Annotated in this window: 15 protein-coding genes and 1 pseudogene; all 16 read right to left on the reverse strand. The window is 42.2% G+C overall.

Annotated elements, in window-relative coordinates; translation table 11 throughout:
- Window position 1: 1 nt before the first annotated feature.
- The gene (locus tag AC075L_RS14930) at window positions 2–340 is read right to left on the reverse strand and encodes a L7Ae/L30e/S12e/Gadd45 family ribosomal protein (protein WP_008707587.1); all 339 of its coding nucleotides are present in this window, start codon (window positions 338–340) and stop codon (window positions 2–4) included.
- Window positions 291–566 carry an RNase P modulator RnpM gene (gene rnpM, locus AC075L_RS14935; protein ID WP_008707588.1) on the reverse strand — a complete coding sequence of 92 codons (276 nt, stop codon included), beginning with the start codon at window positions 564–566 and terminating at the stop codon, window positions 291–293. Before rnpM ends, AC075L_RS14930 begins: the two co-directional genes overlap by 50 nt.
- Window positions 550–1,770: a transcription termination factor NusA gene (nusA, locus tag AC075L_RS14940; protein ID WP_008707590.1), complete on the reverse strand. Its 1,221-nt coding sequence runs from the start codon at window positions 1,768–1,770 to the stop codon at window positions 550–552. Before nusA ends, rnpM begins: the two co-directional genes overlap by 17 nt.
- 24 nt (window positions 1,771–1,794) lie before the next feature.
- Complete coding sequence (locus AC075L_RS14945; protein ID WP_008707593.1) at window positions 1,795–2,259, reverse strand: ribosome maturation factor RimP; 465 nt, start codon at window positions 2,257–2,259, stop codon at window positions 1,795–1,797.
- Between the two features lie 151 nt (window positions 2,260–2,410).
- Window positions 2,411–4,657: a DNA gyrase/topoisomerase IV subunit A gene (locus AC075L_RS14950; protein ID WP_008707595.1), complete on the reverse strand. Its 2,247-nt coding sequence runs from the start codon at window positions 4,655–4,657 to the stop codon at window positions 2,411–2,413.
- A gap of 72 nt (window positions 4,658–4,729) precedes the next feature.
- A complete protein-coding gene (locus AC075L_RS14955) occupies window positions 4,730–6,655 on the reverse strand; it encodes a DNA gyrase/topoisomerase IV subunit B (protein WP_044952445.1) in 1,926 nt (641 codons plus the stop codon).
- Window positions 6,656–6,974: 319 nt separating this feature from the next.
- Window positions 6,975–10,565 (reverse strand): hypothetical protein, encoded by a 3,591-nt coding sequence (locus tag AC075L_RS14960; protein WP_020993676.1) that lies wholly within the window; start codon window positions 10,563–10,565, stop codon window positions 6,975–6,977.
- A gap of 19 nt (window positions 10,566–10,584) precedes the next feature.
- Window positions 10,585–10,764 carry a hypothetical protein gene (locus AC075L_RS14965; RefSeq protein WP_226839776.1) on the reverse strand — a complete coding sequence of 60 codons (180 nt, stop codon included), beginning with the start codon at window positions 10,762–10,764 and terminating at the stop codon, window positions 10,585–10,587.
- 590 nt (window positions 10,765–11,354) lie between these two features.
- Window positions 11,355–12,263 (reverse strand): Abi family protein, encoded by a 909-nt coding sequence (locus AC075L_RS14970; RefSeq protein WP_008707599.1) that lies wholly within the window; start codon window positions 12,261–12,263, stop codon window positions 11,355–11,357.
- A 292-nt stretch (window positions 12,264–12,555) separates the two neighbouring features.
- Window positions 12,556–12,666 carry a hypothetical protein gene (locus tag AC075L_RS14975; protein WP_243101548.1) on the reverse strand — a complete coding sequence of 37 codons (111 nt, stop codon included), beginning with the start codon at window positions 12,664–12,666 and terminating at the stop codon, window positions 12,556–12,558.
- Window positions 12,667–12,741: 75 nt separating this feature from the next.
- Window positions 12,742–13,065: a hypothetical protein gene (locus tag AC075L_RS14980; protein WP_020993674.1), complete on the reverse strand. Its 324-nt coding sequence runs from the start codon at window positions 13,063–13,065 to the stop codon at window positions 12,742–12,744.
- Window positions 13,066–13,330: 265 nt separating this feature from the next.
- On the reverse strand, window positions 13,331–16,678 hold the full coding sequence (locus AC075L_RS14985; RefSeq protein WP_020993673.1) for a hypothetical protein: 3,348 nt from the start codon (window positions 16,676–16,678) through the stop codon (window positions 13,331–13,333).
- A 21-nt stretch (window positions 16,679–16,699) separates the two neighbouring features.
- Complete coding sequence (locus AC075L_RS14990) at window positions 16,700–17,020, reverse strand: hypothetical protein (protein WP_020993672.1); 321 nt, start codon at window positions 17,018–17,020, stop codon at window positions 16,700–16,702.
- A gap of 177 nt (window positions 17,021–17,197) precedes the next feature.
- The gene (locus AC075L_RS14995; protein WP_476387866.1) at window positions 17,198–17,662 is read right to left on the reverse strand and encodes a PrsW family glutamic-type intramembrane protease; all 465 of its coding nucleotides are present in this window, start codon (window positions 17,660–17,662) and stop codon (window positions 17,198–17,200) included.
- Between the two features lie 132 nt (window positions 17,663–17,794).
- Entirely contained in the window at window positions 17,795–18,421 is a 627-nt protein-coding gene (locus AC075L_RS15000; protein WP_476387864.1) for a histidine kinase, read from the reverse strand.
- Window positions 18,405–18,620, reverse strand: a pseudogene (locus tag AC075L_RS15005) (DUF4179 domain-containing protein); the annotation flags it as partial. The pseudogene AC075L_RS15005 and the gene AC075L_RS15000, both read right to left, overlap by 17 nt.

Genomic DNA, 18,620 nt, shown 5'->3' on the forward strand with positions numbered 1-18,620 from the left:
GCTATACCTCCTTCATGATTGCTTTCGCAAAGTTCTCATCCTGGACAGCCAGACAGGCGCGGTACTCCTTTCCCATTGCTCTGCCTAAGCTCTCTTTATCTGAGAAGAAGAAAATCGGAACTTCATAAAAACTGCACATATTCCTGAATTTCTTCTTTGTATTCTCGGAGGCATCCTCAGCAACGATCACAAGCAGTCCTTTTCCGGTCTTTACAGATTTCTCTGTGGAAAATTCTCCGCTTACGGTCTTGCCTGCTTTGGTAGCCAGCCCTATCAGCGACAGTACTCTGTTATTTTTCAATATCTTCCAGCTCCTTCTTAAGTCGTTCGTATACCTCATCCGGAACCGCAGTTTTCAGTGAACGCTCAAGTCCATGATTTTTAATCGCTTTATCCAGACATTCTCTGGAAAGACACAGATATGCGCCTCTGCCGTTTTTCTTACCAGTAGTATCAAGCACGATTTCATCTTCTGTAGTCTTAAGAACTCTGAGCATCTCTTTCTTGCTTTTCATTTCCCTGCAGCCGGTACACTGGCGCATGGGAATCTTATTCTTCGTCTTCATTCTCTCCTGCTTCCTGAGCCTGTGGCTCTTCTTCTACAGGAACTTCCTCTGAAACTTCTTCTGCTTCGGTTTCTTCTGTCAGGGAATCTTCTGCTGAAGTTTCCTCTGCTGATGCCTCAGCTGCATCTTCTGCAGTCTCGTCATCATCATAATCATAGAAATCACCGGCTTCTTTTGCCTGAGTCTCACTCTTGATGTCAATCTTAAATCCTGTAAGTCTTGCAGCAAGACGTGCATTCTGACCTTCTTTACCGATTGCAAGGGACAGCTGATAATCAGGAACAACTACCAGAGCTGTCTTCTCATCAGGATCTGCCATAACTGCGATAACCTTTGCAGGGCTCAATGCATTCTCGATCAGGATTGCAGGATTCTCATCCCAGTTGATGATATCGATCTTCTCACCGCGAAGTTCCTCAACTACTGCATTGACACGTGCGCCGTTCATACCTACGCATGCACCAACTGCATCTACATCCGGATCGTTGCTCCATACAGCGATCTTTGTACGGGAACCGGCCTCACGTGCGATGCTCTTGATCTCAACAGTTCCGTCTTTTACTTCTGCAACTTCTGACTCAAAGAGACGTTTCACAAGTCCCGGATGAGTTCTGGATACCAGAATACGAGGTCCCTTCGGGGTATCCTTGACTTCAAGAATATACACCTTTATTCTCTCTGTCGGCTGGAAGGTTTCCCCTTTCACCTGTTCATTCTCACTTAATACTGCATCTGCCTTACCAAGATTGATGCTTACATTCTTGCCCATCACACGCTGTACAATACCGGTTACTACTTCTTTTTCTTTTCCATAGTATTCATCATACAGCACTTTACGTTCTTCCTCACGGATTTTCTGCAGGATAACGTTCTTTGCATTCTGTGTCGCAATACGTCCGAATTCCTTAGACTGAATCGGAACCTGTATCATGCCTCCGATCTCAGCTCTTGATGTGATCTTCAAAGCATCTGCCAGAGAAATCTCCATTGCAGGATCCTCTACGTATTCTACGATACTTCTGTCTGCATACACTGAAAAATCGCAGGTTTCCGGATCAATAGTTACATGTACATTGTCAGCTTTTCCAAAATGGTTCTTGCAGGCCTGGATCAGAGACTGCTCAATTGCCTCAAGCAGAGTATCTTTGCTGATACTCTTTTCCTTTTCAAGGATATCCAGTGCCTCCCTTAACTCTCTGCTCATTTTTTTCTTATCCTCCCGAATTAACTAAAACTCTATTGCGAGGCGTATCAGGGCTGTGTCTTTCTTATCAAAAACACGCTCGGTTCCATCCTCATCGATTGTCACACTGTTACTATCATATGCGGTCAAAATCCCGCAGAACTCTTTTTGCTTCTCGATTGGCCGATAGGTACGGATTTCCACCAGTTTTCCCATGTTTCTCTCAAAGTCTTTGTCTTTCTTCAGCGGTCTGTCCAGTCCCGGTGAACTGATCTCCATGATATAACTGTCTTCAATAAAATCATTCTCATCCAGTTTGTCACTGAAAGCTCTGCTGACTGTCTCACAGTCATTTACTGTAATTCCGCCTGGTTTGTCAATGTATCCTCTCAGATACCAGTTTCCTGCTTCCTTTACATATTCTACATCAACCAGTTCAAAGCCGTTAAGTTCTACGATCGGTGCCAGAAGTTCCTCTGCGCGCTTTTCATACTCTTCCCGTCTGCTCATTTTCCCACCTGCCTTTCCATGCAACAAATAAGAGTGGGCTCACGCCCACTCCTTTGTCAACAAGTTCTAATTTAGATGTATTGTAACACCAATTTCCGGCAATTGCAAGGCTTTTCCTGCAAAAACCTTGATTTTAGCGGATTTGTTGGTTTTATATACGTGGTTTTGTTCCTTTACTGTCCCGTTTGGACAGTTTTATCCTGTTGAGAACATAGGGTTTATCATGATAAGTAATGGTATATTCCTGGCGGCTTTCCAGAAGATATGCATGATCCAGCTTATCTCCTTCTGCCAGTTTCATTCCACGCACCCCGATAGATGTTTTCTTCATAGCAGAAATATCCTGTTTCTGAAATCTTAAGAAATATCCGCCTTCACTCTGGAATACCACCTGTTCCATTTCATCCGCAGAACCCACAAAAATCAGAGAATCCTCTTCAGCAAGTTTCGTAGACACGATCGTTCTCTTCGCCACATCAAACTCTGCACCACTCACCAGCTTGCACATGGATGCAGCAGTGACAAACAGAAGTGTATTTTCTTTTACAGATGCCAGTGGTGCTACATAGAGCATACGTTCCTGTGCACTGTCATAATTGCTCAGATTATCTGCCGGTGTCCCCTTATCCCTGAAACGAACCAGCGGAATATCTGCCACCTTGATACTGTGCATCTTTCCATTATCTGTAAAGATACAGATCTTATCTGTATTCATACAGTTAAACACATATTTGTTCTCTGCATTGGCAGCTTCTTTATTTCTCTCATATGCAGACTTATCAATGGTCCGCATATATCCGAAGCGATCCATAAGGAATGTGACTTCCATTTCTTCCATCTTCTTTTCCTCATAGACAACTTCTTCTGCATTCTCGATCACTGTGCGGCGTTTCGTACCGTATTCTTTCTTGATCTGATCCAGTTCTTTCATGATCACTTCTGCCATGGAATCATAATTATTCAGGATATCTTCATAAATGGCAATGTTCTTCATTGTTTCTGCATAATCTGCCTGAAGTGCCTCGATTTCCAGACCGATCAGCTTGTACAGACGCATATCCAGGATCGCAGCTGCCTGTTTCTCTGAGAAGTGCAGTTTCTGTGCAGCTTTCTCGCTTGATTTACCCTTGAACCTGATTCCTTCTGTCACACCGTCAACCAGGCATTTCTTTACCTGTTCTCTGTTCTTGCTTCCTCGCAGGATCTCGATGATCAGGTCGATCACATCACATGCCTTGATCAGACCTTCCTGGATTTCTTTCTTCTCCTGCTCTTTATTCAGAAGTGTGGTGTACTTTCTGGTCGTGACATCGAATACGAAATCTACGTGATGCTCGATCACCTGCTTCAGACTCAGAGTCTCCGGTCTGCCATCCGCAACTGCCAGCATATTCACGCCAAAAGTATCTTCCAGCTTTGTCTTCTTATAGAGCATATTTGTAAGATTCTCTACATCTGCGTCACGCTTCAGGTCAAGAACAATACGGATTCCCTCTTTGGAAGACTGGTTGGAAATATCCACGATATCTGTTGCCTTCTTGTTTTCCACAAGAGACGCAATATCATTCAGGAATTTTCCGATATTTGCACCGATCATTGTGTAAGGAATCTCCGTGATCACAAGCTGCTGTCTGCCGCCTTTGAGCTTCACTGTCTCCACCTTACCTCTGACACGGAGCTTCCCTGTTCCTGTCTCATAAATCCTGAGCAGGTCATCCTTATTTACTACCAGACCGCCTGTCGGAAAGTCCGGTCCCTTGAGATAGCGCATCAGCCCTTTGACACTGATGTCGTTATTCTTCATATATGCCTTTACCGCATCTACAACCTCTCCCAGATTGTGAGGCGGAATACTGGTTGCCATGCCGACTGCAATGCCGTCTGCTCCGTTTACAAGCAGATTCGGGATTCTGACAGGAAGTACCACAGGTTCCTTCTCTGTCTCGTCAAAGTTCGGCATAAAATCTACTACATTCTTATCCAGATCTTCGAGGAAGACATCCTGTGTCAGTTTCTCCAGTCTGGCTTCTGTATATCGCATGGCAGCTGCACCGTCGCCCTCGATGGAACCGAAGTTTCCATGTCCGTCGACCAGTGTTTTGCCTTTCTTAAAATCCTGAGCCATTACCACAAGTGCTTCGTAGATCGAACTGTCACCATGGGGGTGATATTTACCCATGGTATCACCTACGATACGGGCACATTTTCTGTATGGTCTGTCATAACGGATACCCAGTTCATACATATCATACAGGGTTCTTCTCTGTACAGGCTTCAATCCGTCACGCACATCCGGCAGGGCTCTGGAGATAATAACACTCATGGCATAATCTATATAGGATTTCTGCATGACCTCCGCATAGTCGGTGGGAATCACATTCTCCTGTTTTGTTTCCATTTAATTTCTTTCCTCCATCTCAGACACATATCCATGTATCTGTCTTAATTTCCACATAACACTCCGGCGAAATCAGATGTCCAGCTCTGCATCCTGTGCATGCTCATAGATAAATTTCTTTCTCGGCGGAACATCGCTTCCCATCAGAATCTCTGTCACGCTTGATGCAAGTCTCGCATCTTCAATCTCCACCCGCTTCATCATTCTAGTTTCCGGATTCAGAGTCGTCTCCCAGAGTTGCTCCGCATCCATCTCGCCCAGACCTTTATATCTCTGAAGAGTAAAGCTTCCCGGCTTATGGGCACGTCTGTATCTCTCCAGTGCCTTATCATCGTACAGGTATTCCTCCTGCCCCTTCTTAGGCATGACTTTATATAATGGCGGCATGGCAATATACACATGTCCCTCAGTGATCAGATCCGGCATAAAACGGTAGAATAAAGTCAGGAGCAGTGTGGAAATATGCGCCCCATCCACATCGGCATCAGCCATGATCACAATCTTGTCGTAACGAAGCTTCGTAATATCAAAGTCATTTCCGTATCCTTCGGAGAATCCACATCCGAATGCATTGATCATGGTCTTGATTTCCGCATTGGCAAGCACCTTGTCAATAGTAGCCTTCTCCACATTCAGGATCTTACCTCTGATAGGAAGGATTGCCTGGTAATTACGGTTGCGGGCAGTCTTTGCAGAACCTCCCGCAGAATCTCCCTCTACGATAAAGATCTCACACTGGGACGGATCCTTTTTCTCACAGTTTGCCAGTTTTCCGTTAGAGTCAAAGGAATATTTCTGCTTTGTCAGAAGATTGGTCTTGGCTCTCTCCTCTGTCTTGCGGATTTTGGCAGCTTTCTCCGCGCAGGAAAGGATTGTCTTAAGAGTCTCCAGATTTCTGTCAAAATAGAGTACCATCTGCTCTCCTACAACCTTTCCGGTTGCGCGTGATGCATCCTGATTATCCAGCTTTGTCTTGGTCTGTCCCTCGAAACGCGGTTCCGGATGCTTGATGGAAACAACTGCTGTCATTCCGTTACGGATATCTGCACCTGTGAAGTTCGGATCCTTGTCTTTAAGAACGCCAATCTCTCTCGCATAAGTATTCATGACTGTGGTAAATGTAGTCTTAAATCCAGTCAGATGAGTACCGCCCTCTGCATTGTAAATGTTATTACAGAAGCCCAGTACATTCTCACGAAATTCATTGGTAAACTGAAATGCCACCTCTACCTGAATGCCGTCTGCTTCCCCTTTCAGGTAAACCGGATCATGCAGGACTTCCGCGCTGTGGTTCAGATCTTTGATAAATCCAATGATACCATCCGGCTCATGATAGGTAATATCCTCGACCTCTGCACCTCTTTTATCCTCAAAGCGAATAGTCAGTTCCGGATTCAGATATGCAGTCTCATGAAGTCTGCTCTTTACTTCTGTTGCAGAAAATCTTGTCTTTTCAAAAATCTCCGGGTCAGGGAGGAAATTGATACTTGTTCCGGTCTGTCTGGTCTTACCCAGCTTCGGCAGCAGCCCTTCCTCAAGTTCAATGGTCGGAATTCCCCGTTCATAGTGATCATGATGCACATATCCGTCACGACTGATCTTAATGTCCAGATATGTAGACAGGGCATTCACAACCGAAGAACCTACTCCATGAAGTCCTCCGCTGGTCTTATAGGCAGAATTATCAAATTTACCGCCTGCATGAAGAGTTGTAAATACCAGTCTCTCTGCCGACACTCCTTTCTCATGCATATCTACCGGAATCCCTCTTCCATTATCCGTAACCGTACAGGAACCATCCTTCTCCAGAATCACATGGATCAGACTGCAGTATCCTGCCAGATGTTCATCTACTGCGTTATCTACGATCTCATAAATGAGATGATTTAATCCTTTTCGTGAAACACTTCCGATGTACATTCCCGGACGCTTACGAACCGCCTCCAGACCTTCCAGGACAGAGATGCTCCCTGCATCATAGGTGTTTTTCTTTGCCATGTCTGTTACATTTCCTTTCTTTCTATCAACCGGATTGCTTACTGTAAATCCGGGAATGATTTTTTGCATTGCAAACATTTGTTCGTATTATAACCCAGTTTTTATTCTTTTTCAAGTGCGAACTTTCCCTTGTCAACGGAATAAAACACAAAAAATAATCAGAACCGAAATTCTGATCCTTTTCTGACTGTAAGCCTGTTCTGTTATAATTTGAGTGCATTTATCTTATCATTGGTTTTTTCAGCTGTCAACTGTTTCATTTGCCTACAAGGCTGTTTGGCATTATCTTTACAGTAGAAATATCTGTAAGAAACAGAAGCTATTTCTTTGTCTTAAATTTCTTCATTGTGGAGTATGGACTGTAAACTCTGGATTTGTCTTTGGATGTTTGGTTCCATGCCCGTATGGTCACATACCAGGTACCCTTCTTTACGTTTGTAAAGGTTACAGTTACGGTATTTTTGCCTTCTGTACGTTTCAGATATTTCTTAACCGGATATTTTTCACCTGCGGAGGTTTTGTATTTGTTTCCCAGCAGGATTTCATAACCTGTGGCATTTTTGCATTTTGTGTAAGTAACAGTCACAGTGTTTCCTTTTACAGTGATATTCCTGATCTTTGGCTGCTGCGGTGTGACAACAGTGATCTTGATCTTCTTAACCTTTGTCCAGGAACCATAGACCTTATTGCCCTGTGCATCCAGAACCCAGCTTCGGGCTGCCACATACCAGGTACCTTTTGCCAGATATCTGAAAGATGCCTGTGGCTTGCCGGTTGAGGAAACGGTCTGGCTGAATTTCCCGGTCTGGAGCATATTTGATTTCTTACTGATCACGAAGTCATAACCCTGAGCACCTGCACATCCTTTGGAAAGTTTGACAGTAAGCTTGTTTCTGTCAATGGAATGGCTGGAAATCTTTGTGTTGGCAGGTCGCAGGTATGCGCCGTTTTCATCTGTGATACTTCCGTCTGTGTGAATAACTCTTCCATTGAGAGATTCTGTACCAAATGCTATGAAATAATCCTGTCCTTTGGAAAGGGCAAAGTCAGCATATGGAATACTGCGCTCAAATGCACCGCCTACAGTTACAGTCTGGATGCACTGCAGAACCCCATTCTCAGCATCATACCAGAACAGATTTGCCATAAGTCCTGCACAGGAAGCATCTGCCTTTACAGAAAGCACAGCCGGGAAATCGAAAGCTCCGTTTCTTCCGAGATGGAAACCGAAATCATTCTGATTTGTGGATATCAGGCTGTATAATGCTGCCGGAATATATTCTTCTGTATTTGTAACAGAAAGATCTATATCCGCAGGTGTTTCTGCTGTAATGGAAGTACCGTTGATCTTCCAGATGAAACCATTCTCCATATCGAGATTCAGGGAAATATCTTTGCCTTTTATTTCGGATAAAACAGTGGCAGGAAGTACCTTGGCACCATTCAGGGTAATGGAAATGGTATCTTTTTCTTTGGAAGTCTTGATCAGACCGTTGACAGCATCCCAGCCTTTCTTCTGGAAACTTCCCTCAATATAAGGTTCCCCGTCACCAAGTTTTCCGAGGTTTTTTGTATCCTGATGTTTGCATCGTTTACAGGTGTAAGTTATGATTCCGTCGGTTTCGGCAGTTGGTTCTGTAGTGATAACACCGTTATCATAGTCATGGCCGTATGCGGAAATCGTGGAGCCGTAATAGATGGTTCTCTCGCAGTCGTTACAATAGGTATCTCCGCTGTAACCGTTGGAAGTACAGGATGGAGAGGAGTAGTAGCATCCCACGGTATTTTTGTGTTCACATTCCTTTCTGATGATTGTGTAAGTGAAAGTTTCTTTTTCGTAATTTCCCTTATCACTGCCATTGTAAATTGCGGTAGCAGAATTATTTCCAACCTGTAAATCATTATTTGCATCGTTTGCCTGCCAATTCCAGTTTTGAGGAAGAGAATTAGGATCAATATCTTTTACTTTCTTACAGGACCATGGAACGGAGATTGTGTCTATTGATGGAAAATTTGGTGTTGAGGTTGCTCGCTTGATGATTGCTTGATATTCTTGTGAAGTCCAGGTATCATCATTGGAATTGGAATTGAAATTGGATATCCGTATAAAAATTTTAGTATTTTCTGCTTCCCTTACCGTACTTACAGTAGGAATATTATCGTTAGAATTCAAAATATACCATGTTTGTCCATTATCAACACTGTATTCAATAATACTATTTGGTGGAATTGTACTTTCTTCAATACTGATAACTGGATGAGGATTTCCATCATACTCATCTTTATATGTAGTAATTGTAGGGGTAAGATTAATAGCAAATTTCCAATTGTCGTTTGTTAAATAACCAGAATATGCATTGTAAAAATCGCCCTCTTCTACAGCAGTAATCTTTACAATATAAGTACCAACATCTTTAGGCTCGTTTATCTCGGCTTGCAAATTATCTTCCTTGAAATATTTTACAGTGAAGTTTCCTACACCTTTAATGTTGTTCTTCGTAGTGATGTTAGGAGAGTGTGTGTTTCCATCATAAGTAAACTCAGAACCGTTAAATTCAAAAATATCACTGGTAACATCACGTTTACCTTCACTAAATGTCCCTGAATTTGAATTAAAGATATAACTTTTAGTCTCTTTTTCAACAGTTATAAGATGATCTTCTCCGGTTAGCCATGCATATAGATTTGTATTCGTAGATTCAACCGCTTTATGATTAGATGGTTCCCAGACTTTATTATCTATAGCTACTGATTTAGTTTTTGTATTAGGAATAACGCAGAGATACACTTCAGGGCTTTTAGGGTCGTAGCTACCAGAGCTATCCAAATTCTGGTGAGGAGTGCAACCAACTTGTGCATTTACAGAACCGCCACTAATGGTAATATTATTGCAAGATCCGTAAAGGCCGCCACCAATTCCGGCACCACTCGTGGAACTAGCAGTTACAGAACCACTTTTAATAGTAATATTATTGCAAGATCCGTAATTGCCGCTACCAATTCCGGCACCATGCATAGATTTAGCATTTACGGAACCACTATTAATGGTAATATTATTGCAAGATCCGTGATGGCCGCCACCAATTCCGGCACCATTCATAGATTTAGCATTTACGGAACCACTTTTAATGGTAATATTATCGCAAGATCCCTGATGGCCGCTACCGATTCCAGCACCAAACTTAGATTTAGCATCTACAAAACCACTATTAATGGTAATATTCTTGCAAGATCCGTAATTGCCGCTACCAATTCCGGCACCATACCCACTCCCATCACTACTAGCTTTTAAGATTCCTGTAGTAGTGTCTGAAGCATTGGTTATTATAAGCTGAGCTTCGTTATCTTTCTGTAAACCAGCAGAGCTTTGATTAGTTGTTGTAAGGTTATTTATGCCTGTTAAATAGATAGTAACTGTAGCTTTAACATTATTATTTATTTGCAGTGCCGAACCAGCAGATGTTTTGATATTTACGTTATCAAGATAAATGTTGATGTTGTCTTGCTCTGAAGTATTCGTTCCATCAACCACAATTCTATTTGACGTTTCCGGACTTTTCTTGCATGTGAATTTGTAATCTTCTGCTATATTTATGGTATAAACTCCGTCCGTAACATTAGCATCCTCAGTTAAATCAATTACTCCATTTTGTGCATTTTCCGTAGCAGCCATTGCCTCATCGGGGGTATCGTTAAATTCAGGAGCCTCCTCCGAACTGAATACAAACAAGTCCTCATTTGTCTCTCCTGCTGCTTCCTGCTCCTCATTGGTAAAAATCTCTGGAGTATCTTCCTCAGACACTACATCCGGATTTCCTGAAGTAAATTCCCCCGCAAATATGGTCTGGGGGGGCATATTGGTGGAACACAGTGCAAGCGCCAGAATCCCGGCTAATAACTTTTTCTTCATACGTTCACCTCTCCTTTCTTTATACATGATCTTCTGCGTCTTGACTCTTTTGTTCTCTTTTTCTGAATTTGATACATAATGCGGTAATCACAACTGCCACAGTAAAGGAAATGACAGCCACCAACACATAGCCGCCTGCGCCCTCATGCAGCAGAATTGTGCCGTACATTCCCGTGGCGTTTATTGGCCGGCTTTGCATGATCCCCATTGCCCCCACAAGGGACAGGAACAGCACAGGGCACACAGAACGGACAGACGGCAGACTATGCGCCGCTCCTGGCGGCAGTGGTATTCATGCATTCGCTTTTTTACCAATTCGATACTCTTTTCTGTATCGTACATGCCTCCAACCTCCTTCCCCAAAAACAGTGTTAAAAGTCTTTCACTTATATAGGTACAAAAAAAGCGAAAAACTCTCACCCGAAAATCAAATTTTTCAAAAAAAATTTGAGAGCTGCCGAAACAGCTCCCAAAAGAGAAAAAAACAGGTTATATTATTGTATCGAACTGCGGAAGATCAAACCAGCAATAGGGAGCGGAAATGGAATAGCCTACCCACTGCTTGTTGCTTTTTGCAATTGAAGCAGGGGGACTTACTTGATTCGGTTAAATATCGAAAAATGCTACCATATAGAGAGGTAATGTAATGATACCCTCTTAAAATTCGGTTTGTTTCCAATCATAAAAAATGGCGAAGTGCTTATCGTAACACTCCGCCGAAGGCCTAACCGGTTTGAGCAAAAAAGCTTGGGTAGGTCTGCTTTACTATTTTATGCCTTCCTGCTGCATTTATACACTTAAGTGTGCCTTCCAATCCGCCGGAAGATTCATTGCTGTAAGACTGACTACATCAATATTATTTTGAATCAGCTTATCGAAAGCAGCTACAAATGTCACCCACTCCTCATCGGATGAGCGCAGATACTTCATCGCCAGTAAGATTTGATACAAACCATTATGTGCTGGCGATGGCACAACCTTATCTACATCCAGAATTTCCGGTGTCGTATGTATTGTGCGATTATAAATTCTGGAATTATGAGCACACATATTGCGCAATACTGAAACGCTCTGTATCCATGAAGCAAGCATTTTCTGTGATGGTTTTACCAAATTTCCTTTTTTTGATTTATACTGGTAGTTTAACGCCAAGATAGAATATGAACTTCCAGTGCCTGTTTTCAAATTCTTAATTATCTTCGATAGCGTACCAAATGAAAGAACTTCAACAGCTGCCCATACAGGCACCTCTCCATCATGATTATCAAAATTATGTTTTATAAACACATCATTAGATCGAGCAATTTCTGATGCTACAGTAGACATATTCTGCCAATATCGTTTTTTCTCTTTGAAAATTGATGAATCTTGCAAAACAAGTGGTTCTCCGTGCACAAGTAATGATTCCACCAATCGCACTCTCAAAGCAACCTCAATCTTAGAAATCATTGAAAAAATCAAAGCAGATAATTCCTGATCAAATTGATACAATTTTATAATATCTTTAAACTTTGTTCCCGCAACATACTTCTTTGTAGTATTATCATATAAATGAAACGAGTAGCCTCTCAAACGATAAAACCCAATTGTCTTTAATACCTTCTCTACATCTTCATAAGATGTAATCTCCATTCCTGCATCTACATAAGATTGCACTTGTTGTTCTATTGTTAATATTTGTTTTGGATATTGATACATAAAACACCCCATAAATGAAAAAGTCCCACCGGGTTGCGCATGAAAAATCAGAGGCGTGGTGGGTTCTGTTAATATTATTATACAGTTTCCGATGTTACTGTCAAGCTTTCTTTTGTAAAAATCGGCAACTTTCCATTGTTTTTTTGAGATTATGCCTATTTTGACATGGGGTATCCCAATGTCAGGTCTCTGCAGATAATAATGATGATACACCTGTCAAATATTCATAGTTACTGATATACGTACCTATTATATAATATGAATTCCTGCGGTTCCTATTTTCTCATACTCTTTACATTTTATTTTTGGTTGGCATCAGAACAAATTCCAGCTTTAATTGCATCCCTAATCCCTGTGCAAGTTTTTTCACTATACTCAGGCTGGGATTTCTTGTTCCGTTCATAATCTGCTTTATACTTCTTTGCCAGTTCTTTTTCTGCCTTTGGTGTCTTCTGCGATTTTTTTATAAATCCATTGGTCAGTACTGCCTTCTTGCCCGCCTCATAGCAAGCTCCATCTCATATATATTTGTTTCATTGTAGAGTTTTTCTTTTTGCCCGCCAAGCTTGATCGTCCGCAAATAAGATAACCGGGTATTTTGCGTATTTTTAATATAACTAGATTTTATATAGCAATTCTCGGGGTTCACAGTCGTATAAAGCAAAGAATCGTTTTCAAGGATCTCCAATGGGCGTAAGTTATGTGATGTAAAAATCAATTGTCCCTTAGCTTTATCCTGCATAACTTCCAGGCATTCTCCCAGTAAATACTCATAAATACCAGAATCCAGCTCGTCTATCACAAGGCAATAAGACTCCCTGTTATAGCAGGCAAGTGAATTACTGCAAATAGAAATCAGCTTTTTTATTCCTGCGGATTCATATAATAAACTTTAAAGAAAAAGGGAATATGGCAAAAACAGGATTGAGCAGAATAAACTCAATCCTGTTTTTGATGTTAAATATTATAATCCTATGATTTCCTAATATCTCAATATTTCTTATTTCTTTTGCAGAAAACAGAATCAGAACAATCTTTACAGTAGAAATATTTGTAAGAAACAGAAGCTATTTCTTTGTCTTGAATTTCTTCATTGTGGAGTATGGACTGTAAGCTCTGGATTTGTCTTTGGAGGTTTGGTTCCATGCCCGTATGGTCACATACCAGGTGCCTTTCTTTACGTTTGTAAAGGTTACAGTTACGGTGTTTTTGCCTTCTGTACGTTTCAGATATTTCTTAACCGGATATTTCTCACCTGCGGAGGTTTTGTATTTGTTTCCGAGCAGGATTTCATAACCTGTGGCATTTTTGCATTTTGTGTAAGTAACAGTCACAGTGTTTCCTTTTACAGTGATATTCTTGATCTTTGGCTGTTGTGGTGTAACAACAGTGATCTTGATCTTCTTGATCTTTGTCCAGGAACCATAGACCTTATTGCCCTGTTCATCCAGAACCCAGCTTCGGGCCGCTACATACCAGGTACCCTTTGCCAGATATCTGAAAGATGCCTGTGGCTTGCCAGTTGAGGAAACTTTTTTGCTGAACTTTCCTGTCTGGAGCATATTTGATTTCTTGCTGATCACGAAGTCATAACCCTGAGCACCTGCACATCCTTTGGAAAGTTTGACAGTAAGCTTGTTTCTGTCAATGGAATGGCTGGAAATCTTTGCGTCAGCAGGTCGCAGGTATGCACCGTTTTCATCTGTGATACTTCCGTCTGTGTGAATGACTCTGCCATTGAGAGATTCTGTACCAAATGCTATGAAATAATCCTGTCCTTTGGAAAGGATAAATTCAGCATATGGAATACTGCGCTCAAATGCACCGCCTACAGTTACGGACTGGATGCACTGCAGAACCCCATTCTCAACATCATACCAGAACAGATTTGCCATAAGTCCTGCACAGGAAACATCTGCCTTTACAGAAAGTACCGCCGGGAAATCGAAAGCTCCGCTTCTTCCAAGATGGAAACCGAAATCATTCTGGTTTGTGGAGATCAGGCTGTATAACGCTGCCGGGATATGTTCTGCTGTGTTTGTAACAGAAAGATCTATATCCGCAGGTGTTTCTGCTGTAATGGAAGTACCGTTGATCTTCCAGATGAAACCATTCTCCATATCAAGATTCAGGGAAATATCTTTTCCTTTTATCCCGGATAAAACGGAAGCAGGAAGTGTCCTGGCACCATTCATGATAATGGAGATGGTATCTTTTTCTTTGGATGTCTTGATCAGATCATTAACAGTATCCCAGCTTTTCTTCTGGAAACTTCCCTCAATGTAAGGTTCCCCGTCACCAAGCTTTCCGAGATTTTTTGTATCCTGATGTTTGCATCGTTTACAGGTGTAAGTTATGATTCCATCAGTTTCTGTAGTTGGTTCTGTAGTGATAACGCCGTTGTCATAGTCATGGCCGTATGCAGAAATGGTATAACCATAGGAAAGTGTTTCATTACAGTCTGTGCAGTAGGTATCTCCGCTATATCCGCTGGAAGTACAGGATGGAGAGGAGTAGTAACGTTCTGCGGTATGTGGGTGTGTACATGCTTTTCTGGTGATTTTAAATACAACAGATGTATTTACATAATTGTCAGCATCTGTACCATTATAAACTGCTGTAGCGGAAACTTCTTCTCCTACAGGTAATTTTTTAGAAATATCGGAATCGCTCCATTTCCATTCATCATTAAAAAGGCCTTTAACATCTTCGACTTTCTTACATAACCATGAAACATATATTGTAGGATCGGTATCGGTTGGCTTGCTTGAAGGTGCTTGTGCTTTTGAAATGACAAATTCCCATTCTGGTGCAGATATACTATCGACTGAATTGTAGTAGTCACCTTCATTCACATCAATCTTAAAAGTATAAGTACCTGCATCTGTGGGGCTGTCTGCGAGTGGAGTTTTATCTCCTTTTTTAAAATACGTTACTTTAGTAATTTTACCATGACCGGTGACATCATCTTTCCATTTAATATATTTACTAATATCAACATGGGTATCTTTAGTATATGTAAAATTGGGCTGCGTATAATCAAATTGGTCAGCGGTAGGAGTTGTTTGGATACGTACAAATTGGTTTTTTGCCTGATCGAAAGAATACTGCCTTTTTTCGGTTCCAACAGTTACATCATAAGCGTCATTATTTTCTTTTTCAGTTAACCAGACGTACAGATTACCGTCTTTTGTAGAATCAGGAAAAATATGATAACTTGGCTTCCAGGATTCACTATCTATCGTTACTGGTAAAAAATATTCATTTTTAATAATACAACAATAAACATTTGTTGAGTTGCCATTATGGGGGGTACAATTAATGCCTGGCATACGATCAGAATATGCCTTTACGGATCCACCACTAATGCCAATGTTGCTGCAGGTGCCACCGGCAGAACCAATTCCGGCACCATTCGTAGAACTAGCAGTTACAGAACTACTATTAATGGTAATATCACTGACACTGTCAGCGCCGTAACCGCCGCCACCAATTCCGGCACCATTCGTAGAACTAGCAGTTACAGAACTACTATTAATGGTAATACCACTGACACTGCTAGCGCCGTAACCGCCGCCACCAATTCCGGCACCATCCGTAGAACTAGCAGTTACAGAACTACTATTAATGATAATATCACTGACACTGCCAGCGCGTTGCTTGCTGCCACCAATTCCAGCACCATACTTAGAACTAGCAATTACAGAACAACTATCAATAATAATATTACTGCAAGAGACGGAGCCGTAAAAGCCGCCACCAATTCCGGCGCTATCCCCATCGATACTACGAGCATTTAAGATTCCTGCAGTAGCATCTGAATTATTGGTTTTTATTATAAGCCGAGCTTTGTTATCTTTCTGTAAACCGGCATAATAGTTATTCTTTGTTATAAGACTATTTGTGCCTGTTAAATGGATAGTGACTGTAGCTTCAACATTAAGATTTATTCGCAGTGCCGGACCAGCAGATGTATTGATATTTACTTTATTAAGATAAATGTTGATGCTGTCTTTCGCTGAAATTTTCTTTCCATCAACCACAATTCTATTTCCTGTTTCCCGGCTACATGTGAATTTGTAATCTCCTGCCGAACTTATAGTATAAACTCCGTTCATAACCTTATCGTTATCAGCTAAATCAATTTCTCCAGCTTGTTCATTTTCCGCAGCAGCCATTGCCTCATCGGGGGCATCATTAAATTCAGGAACCTCTTCTGAACTGAATACAGACAGTTCCTCATCTGTCTCTCCTACAGCTTCCTGCTCTTCATTGGTAAAAATCTCCGGAGTTTCTTCCTCAGACACTACATCTGGATTTCCGGAAGTAAATTCCTCCGCAAATATGGTCTGAAGGGGCATATTTGTAGAACACAGTGCAAGTGCCAGCATCCCGGCTAATAATTTTTTCCTCATACTTTTCACCTTTTCCTTTCTTTATACATGATTTTCTGCATCCTGACTCTTTTGTCCTTTTTTTCTGAATTTGATACATAATGCGGTAATCACGACTGCCACCGTAAAGGAAATGACAGCCACCAACACATAACCGCCTGCGTCCTCATGAAGCAGGATTGTGCCGTACATTCCCGTAACGTTTATTGGCTTGTTTTGCATTATCCCCATTGCTCCCACAAGAGACAGGAATAACAGGGTACACAGAACAGACAGCCGACAGACTGTGCGCCGCTCCTGGCGGCGGTGGTATTCATGCATTCGCTTTTTTACCAATTCGATACGCTTTTCTGTATCGTACATGCCTTCCAACCTCCTTCCACAAAAACAGTCTTAAAAGTCCTTTCACTTATATAGGTACCAAAAAAAGCGAAAAACTCTCACCTGAAAATCAAATTTTTTCAAAAAAATTTGAGAGCTGCCGAAACAGCTCCCAAAAGCGAAAAATCAGGTTATATTATTGTATCGAACTGCGGAAGATCAGTTTTCCCGCTGCCAGATCAGTACAGGCAGCAGATAAGCAATATACTGTGCTGCACCGCCATAGGCGATCAGAAGATTATAAATTGCGTGAAAGGTGATTGCTGCTCCCAGCAGACCACAGGTTCCGGCAATCTCCAGCCATGTTCTCTGCCACACATATGCAAGGCCACCGCCGACAATGGCTCCACAGATCACATGCATGGCTCCAGTCCCAATACCCCGGAAGAAAATAAAAGAAAAATGACCGGCTCCGTTTTGGATCAGATAGCAGACGTTCTCAAATGTGGCAAAGGAAAGGGCTGTGATCACGGCAGCATTTTTGATCTGCTCCGCTTTCGGCTCAAATATCAGCAGATAAAAGAGCAATGGCAGAAGTTTCATCACTTCCTCCACCACCGGGGCGATCTCTGTGGTAGCTGCAAAGGTGTCCGCTTTATAAAGTGCAGCGAAAAAGGTGTTGATGTATGCGGAAAGTCAGACAGACACCCATCCCGGCAAAGCAGAACAGAAAGAATTTTCTCTGCCGCTTTCCCATACACAGAGCGGCGATCAGCAGAGGCGAGGCCATGCAAAGAAATACGTTTTCAATATATGTCATACCTGCACCGCCTTTCCTGTGGCTGGCAGCAATGCAAACAGGCAGCCTGTAAGCAGAAGATCAAGCCAGCAATAGGGAGCGGAAATGGAATAGCCCGGCCACAGGCAGCCGGAGATCCAAAGGACATACTCCACCGCCACATAGCACAGTACCCCAATGTGGAAATACCGCATCTTACACGCTGTTCCCGTCTGTATCTGCGCATAAGCAAGACCCCGGATAGAATGATAAGAAACAACGATCATCATGCCACACCAGAGCAGATTGGAGAGAACATGCCCAAAAGTACAGTAAAATACACAAAGCGGAACGCCGATCAGAGGAGCTATCAGAGATTTCCGTGTCGAAAAGTCTCTTTCCTCTGCAGAGGAAAGGGTGTATTGCAGAAGATAAAGGAAAATCACGCTAGCTATCCAGCCGAACTCTGACACATAAAAGACCTGCGGCGTTTCAGAAAACAAAAGCAGATACAGCGTCCAGTAAAGAGAGCCAAGGGCAAAGCAGCCGTAAAAGCAGGTCAGCAGGAAATATGTCTGTTTTCGACCTTTTAGATACCGAATACCACTCATACAAAAGCCCAACAGGGTAACAGCGAATTGAAAAAGGTTACTGATCAGCTCCATCCCCATTGTCCTCCTTTTGTTTCTCCGTCTGCTCCTCTTTGTTCAGCTGATGGATGCGAAAACACAGAATAGTCACGCACGCGCCGAGAACAAAAGCCAACAGTCCGATCACTATATATCCCAATGCGGTGCTGCCGCCCAAAATTGTTGCCGCAGTTTCAAAGCCTGAAGAAGTACCGGGTTCGATCTGTCCCAACAA

It is taken from the genome of Blautia sp. ZXY-1-B12 (genome assembly GCF_056339915.1).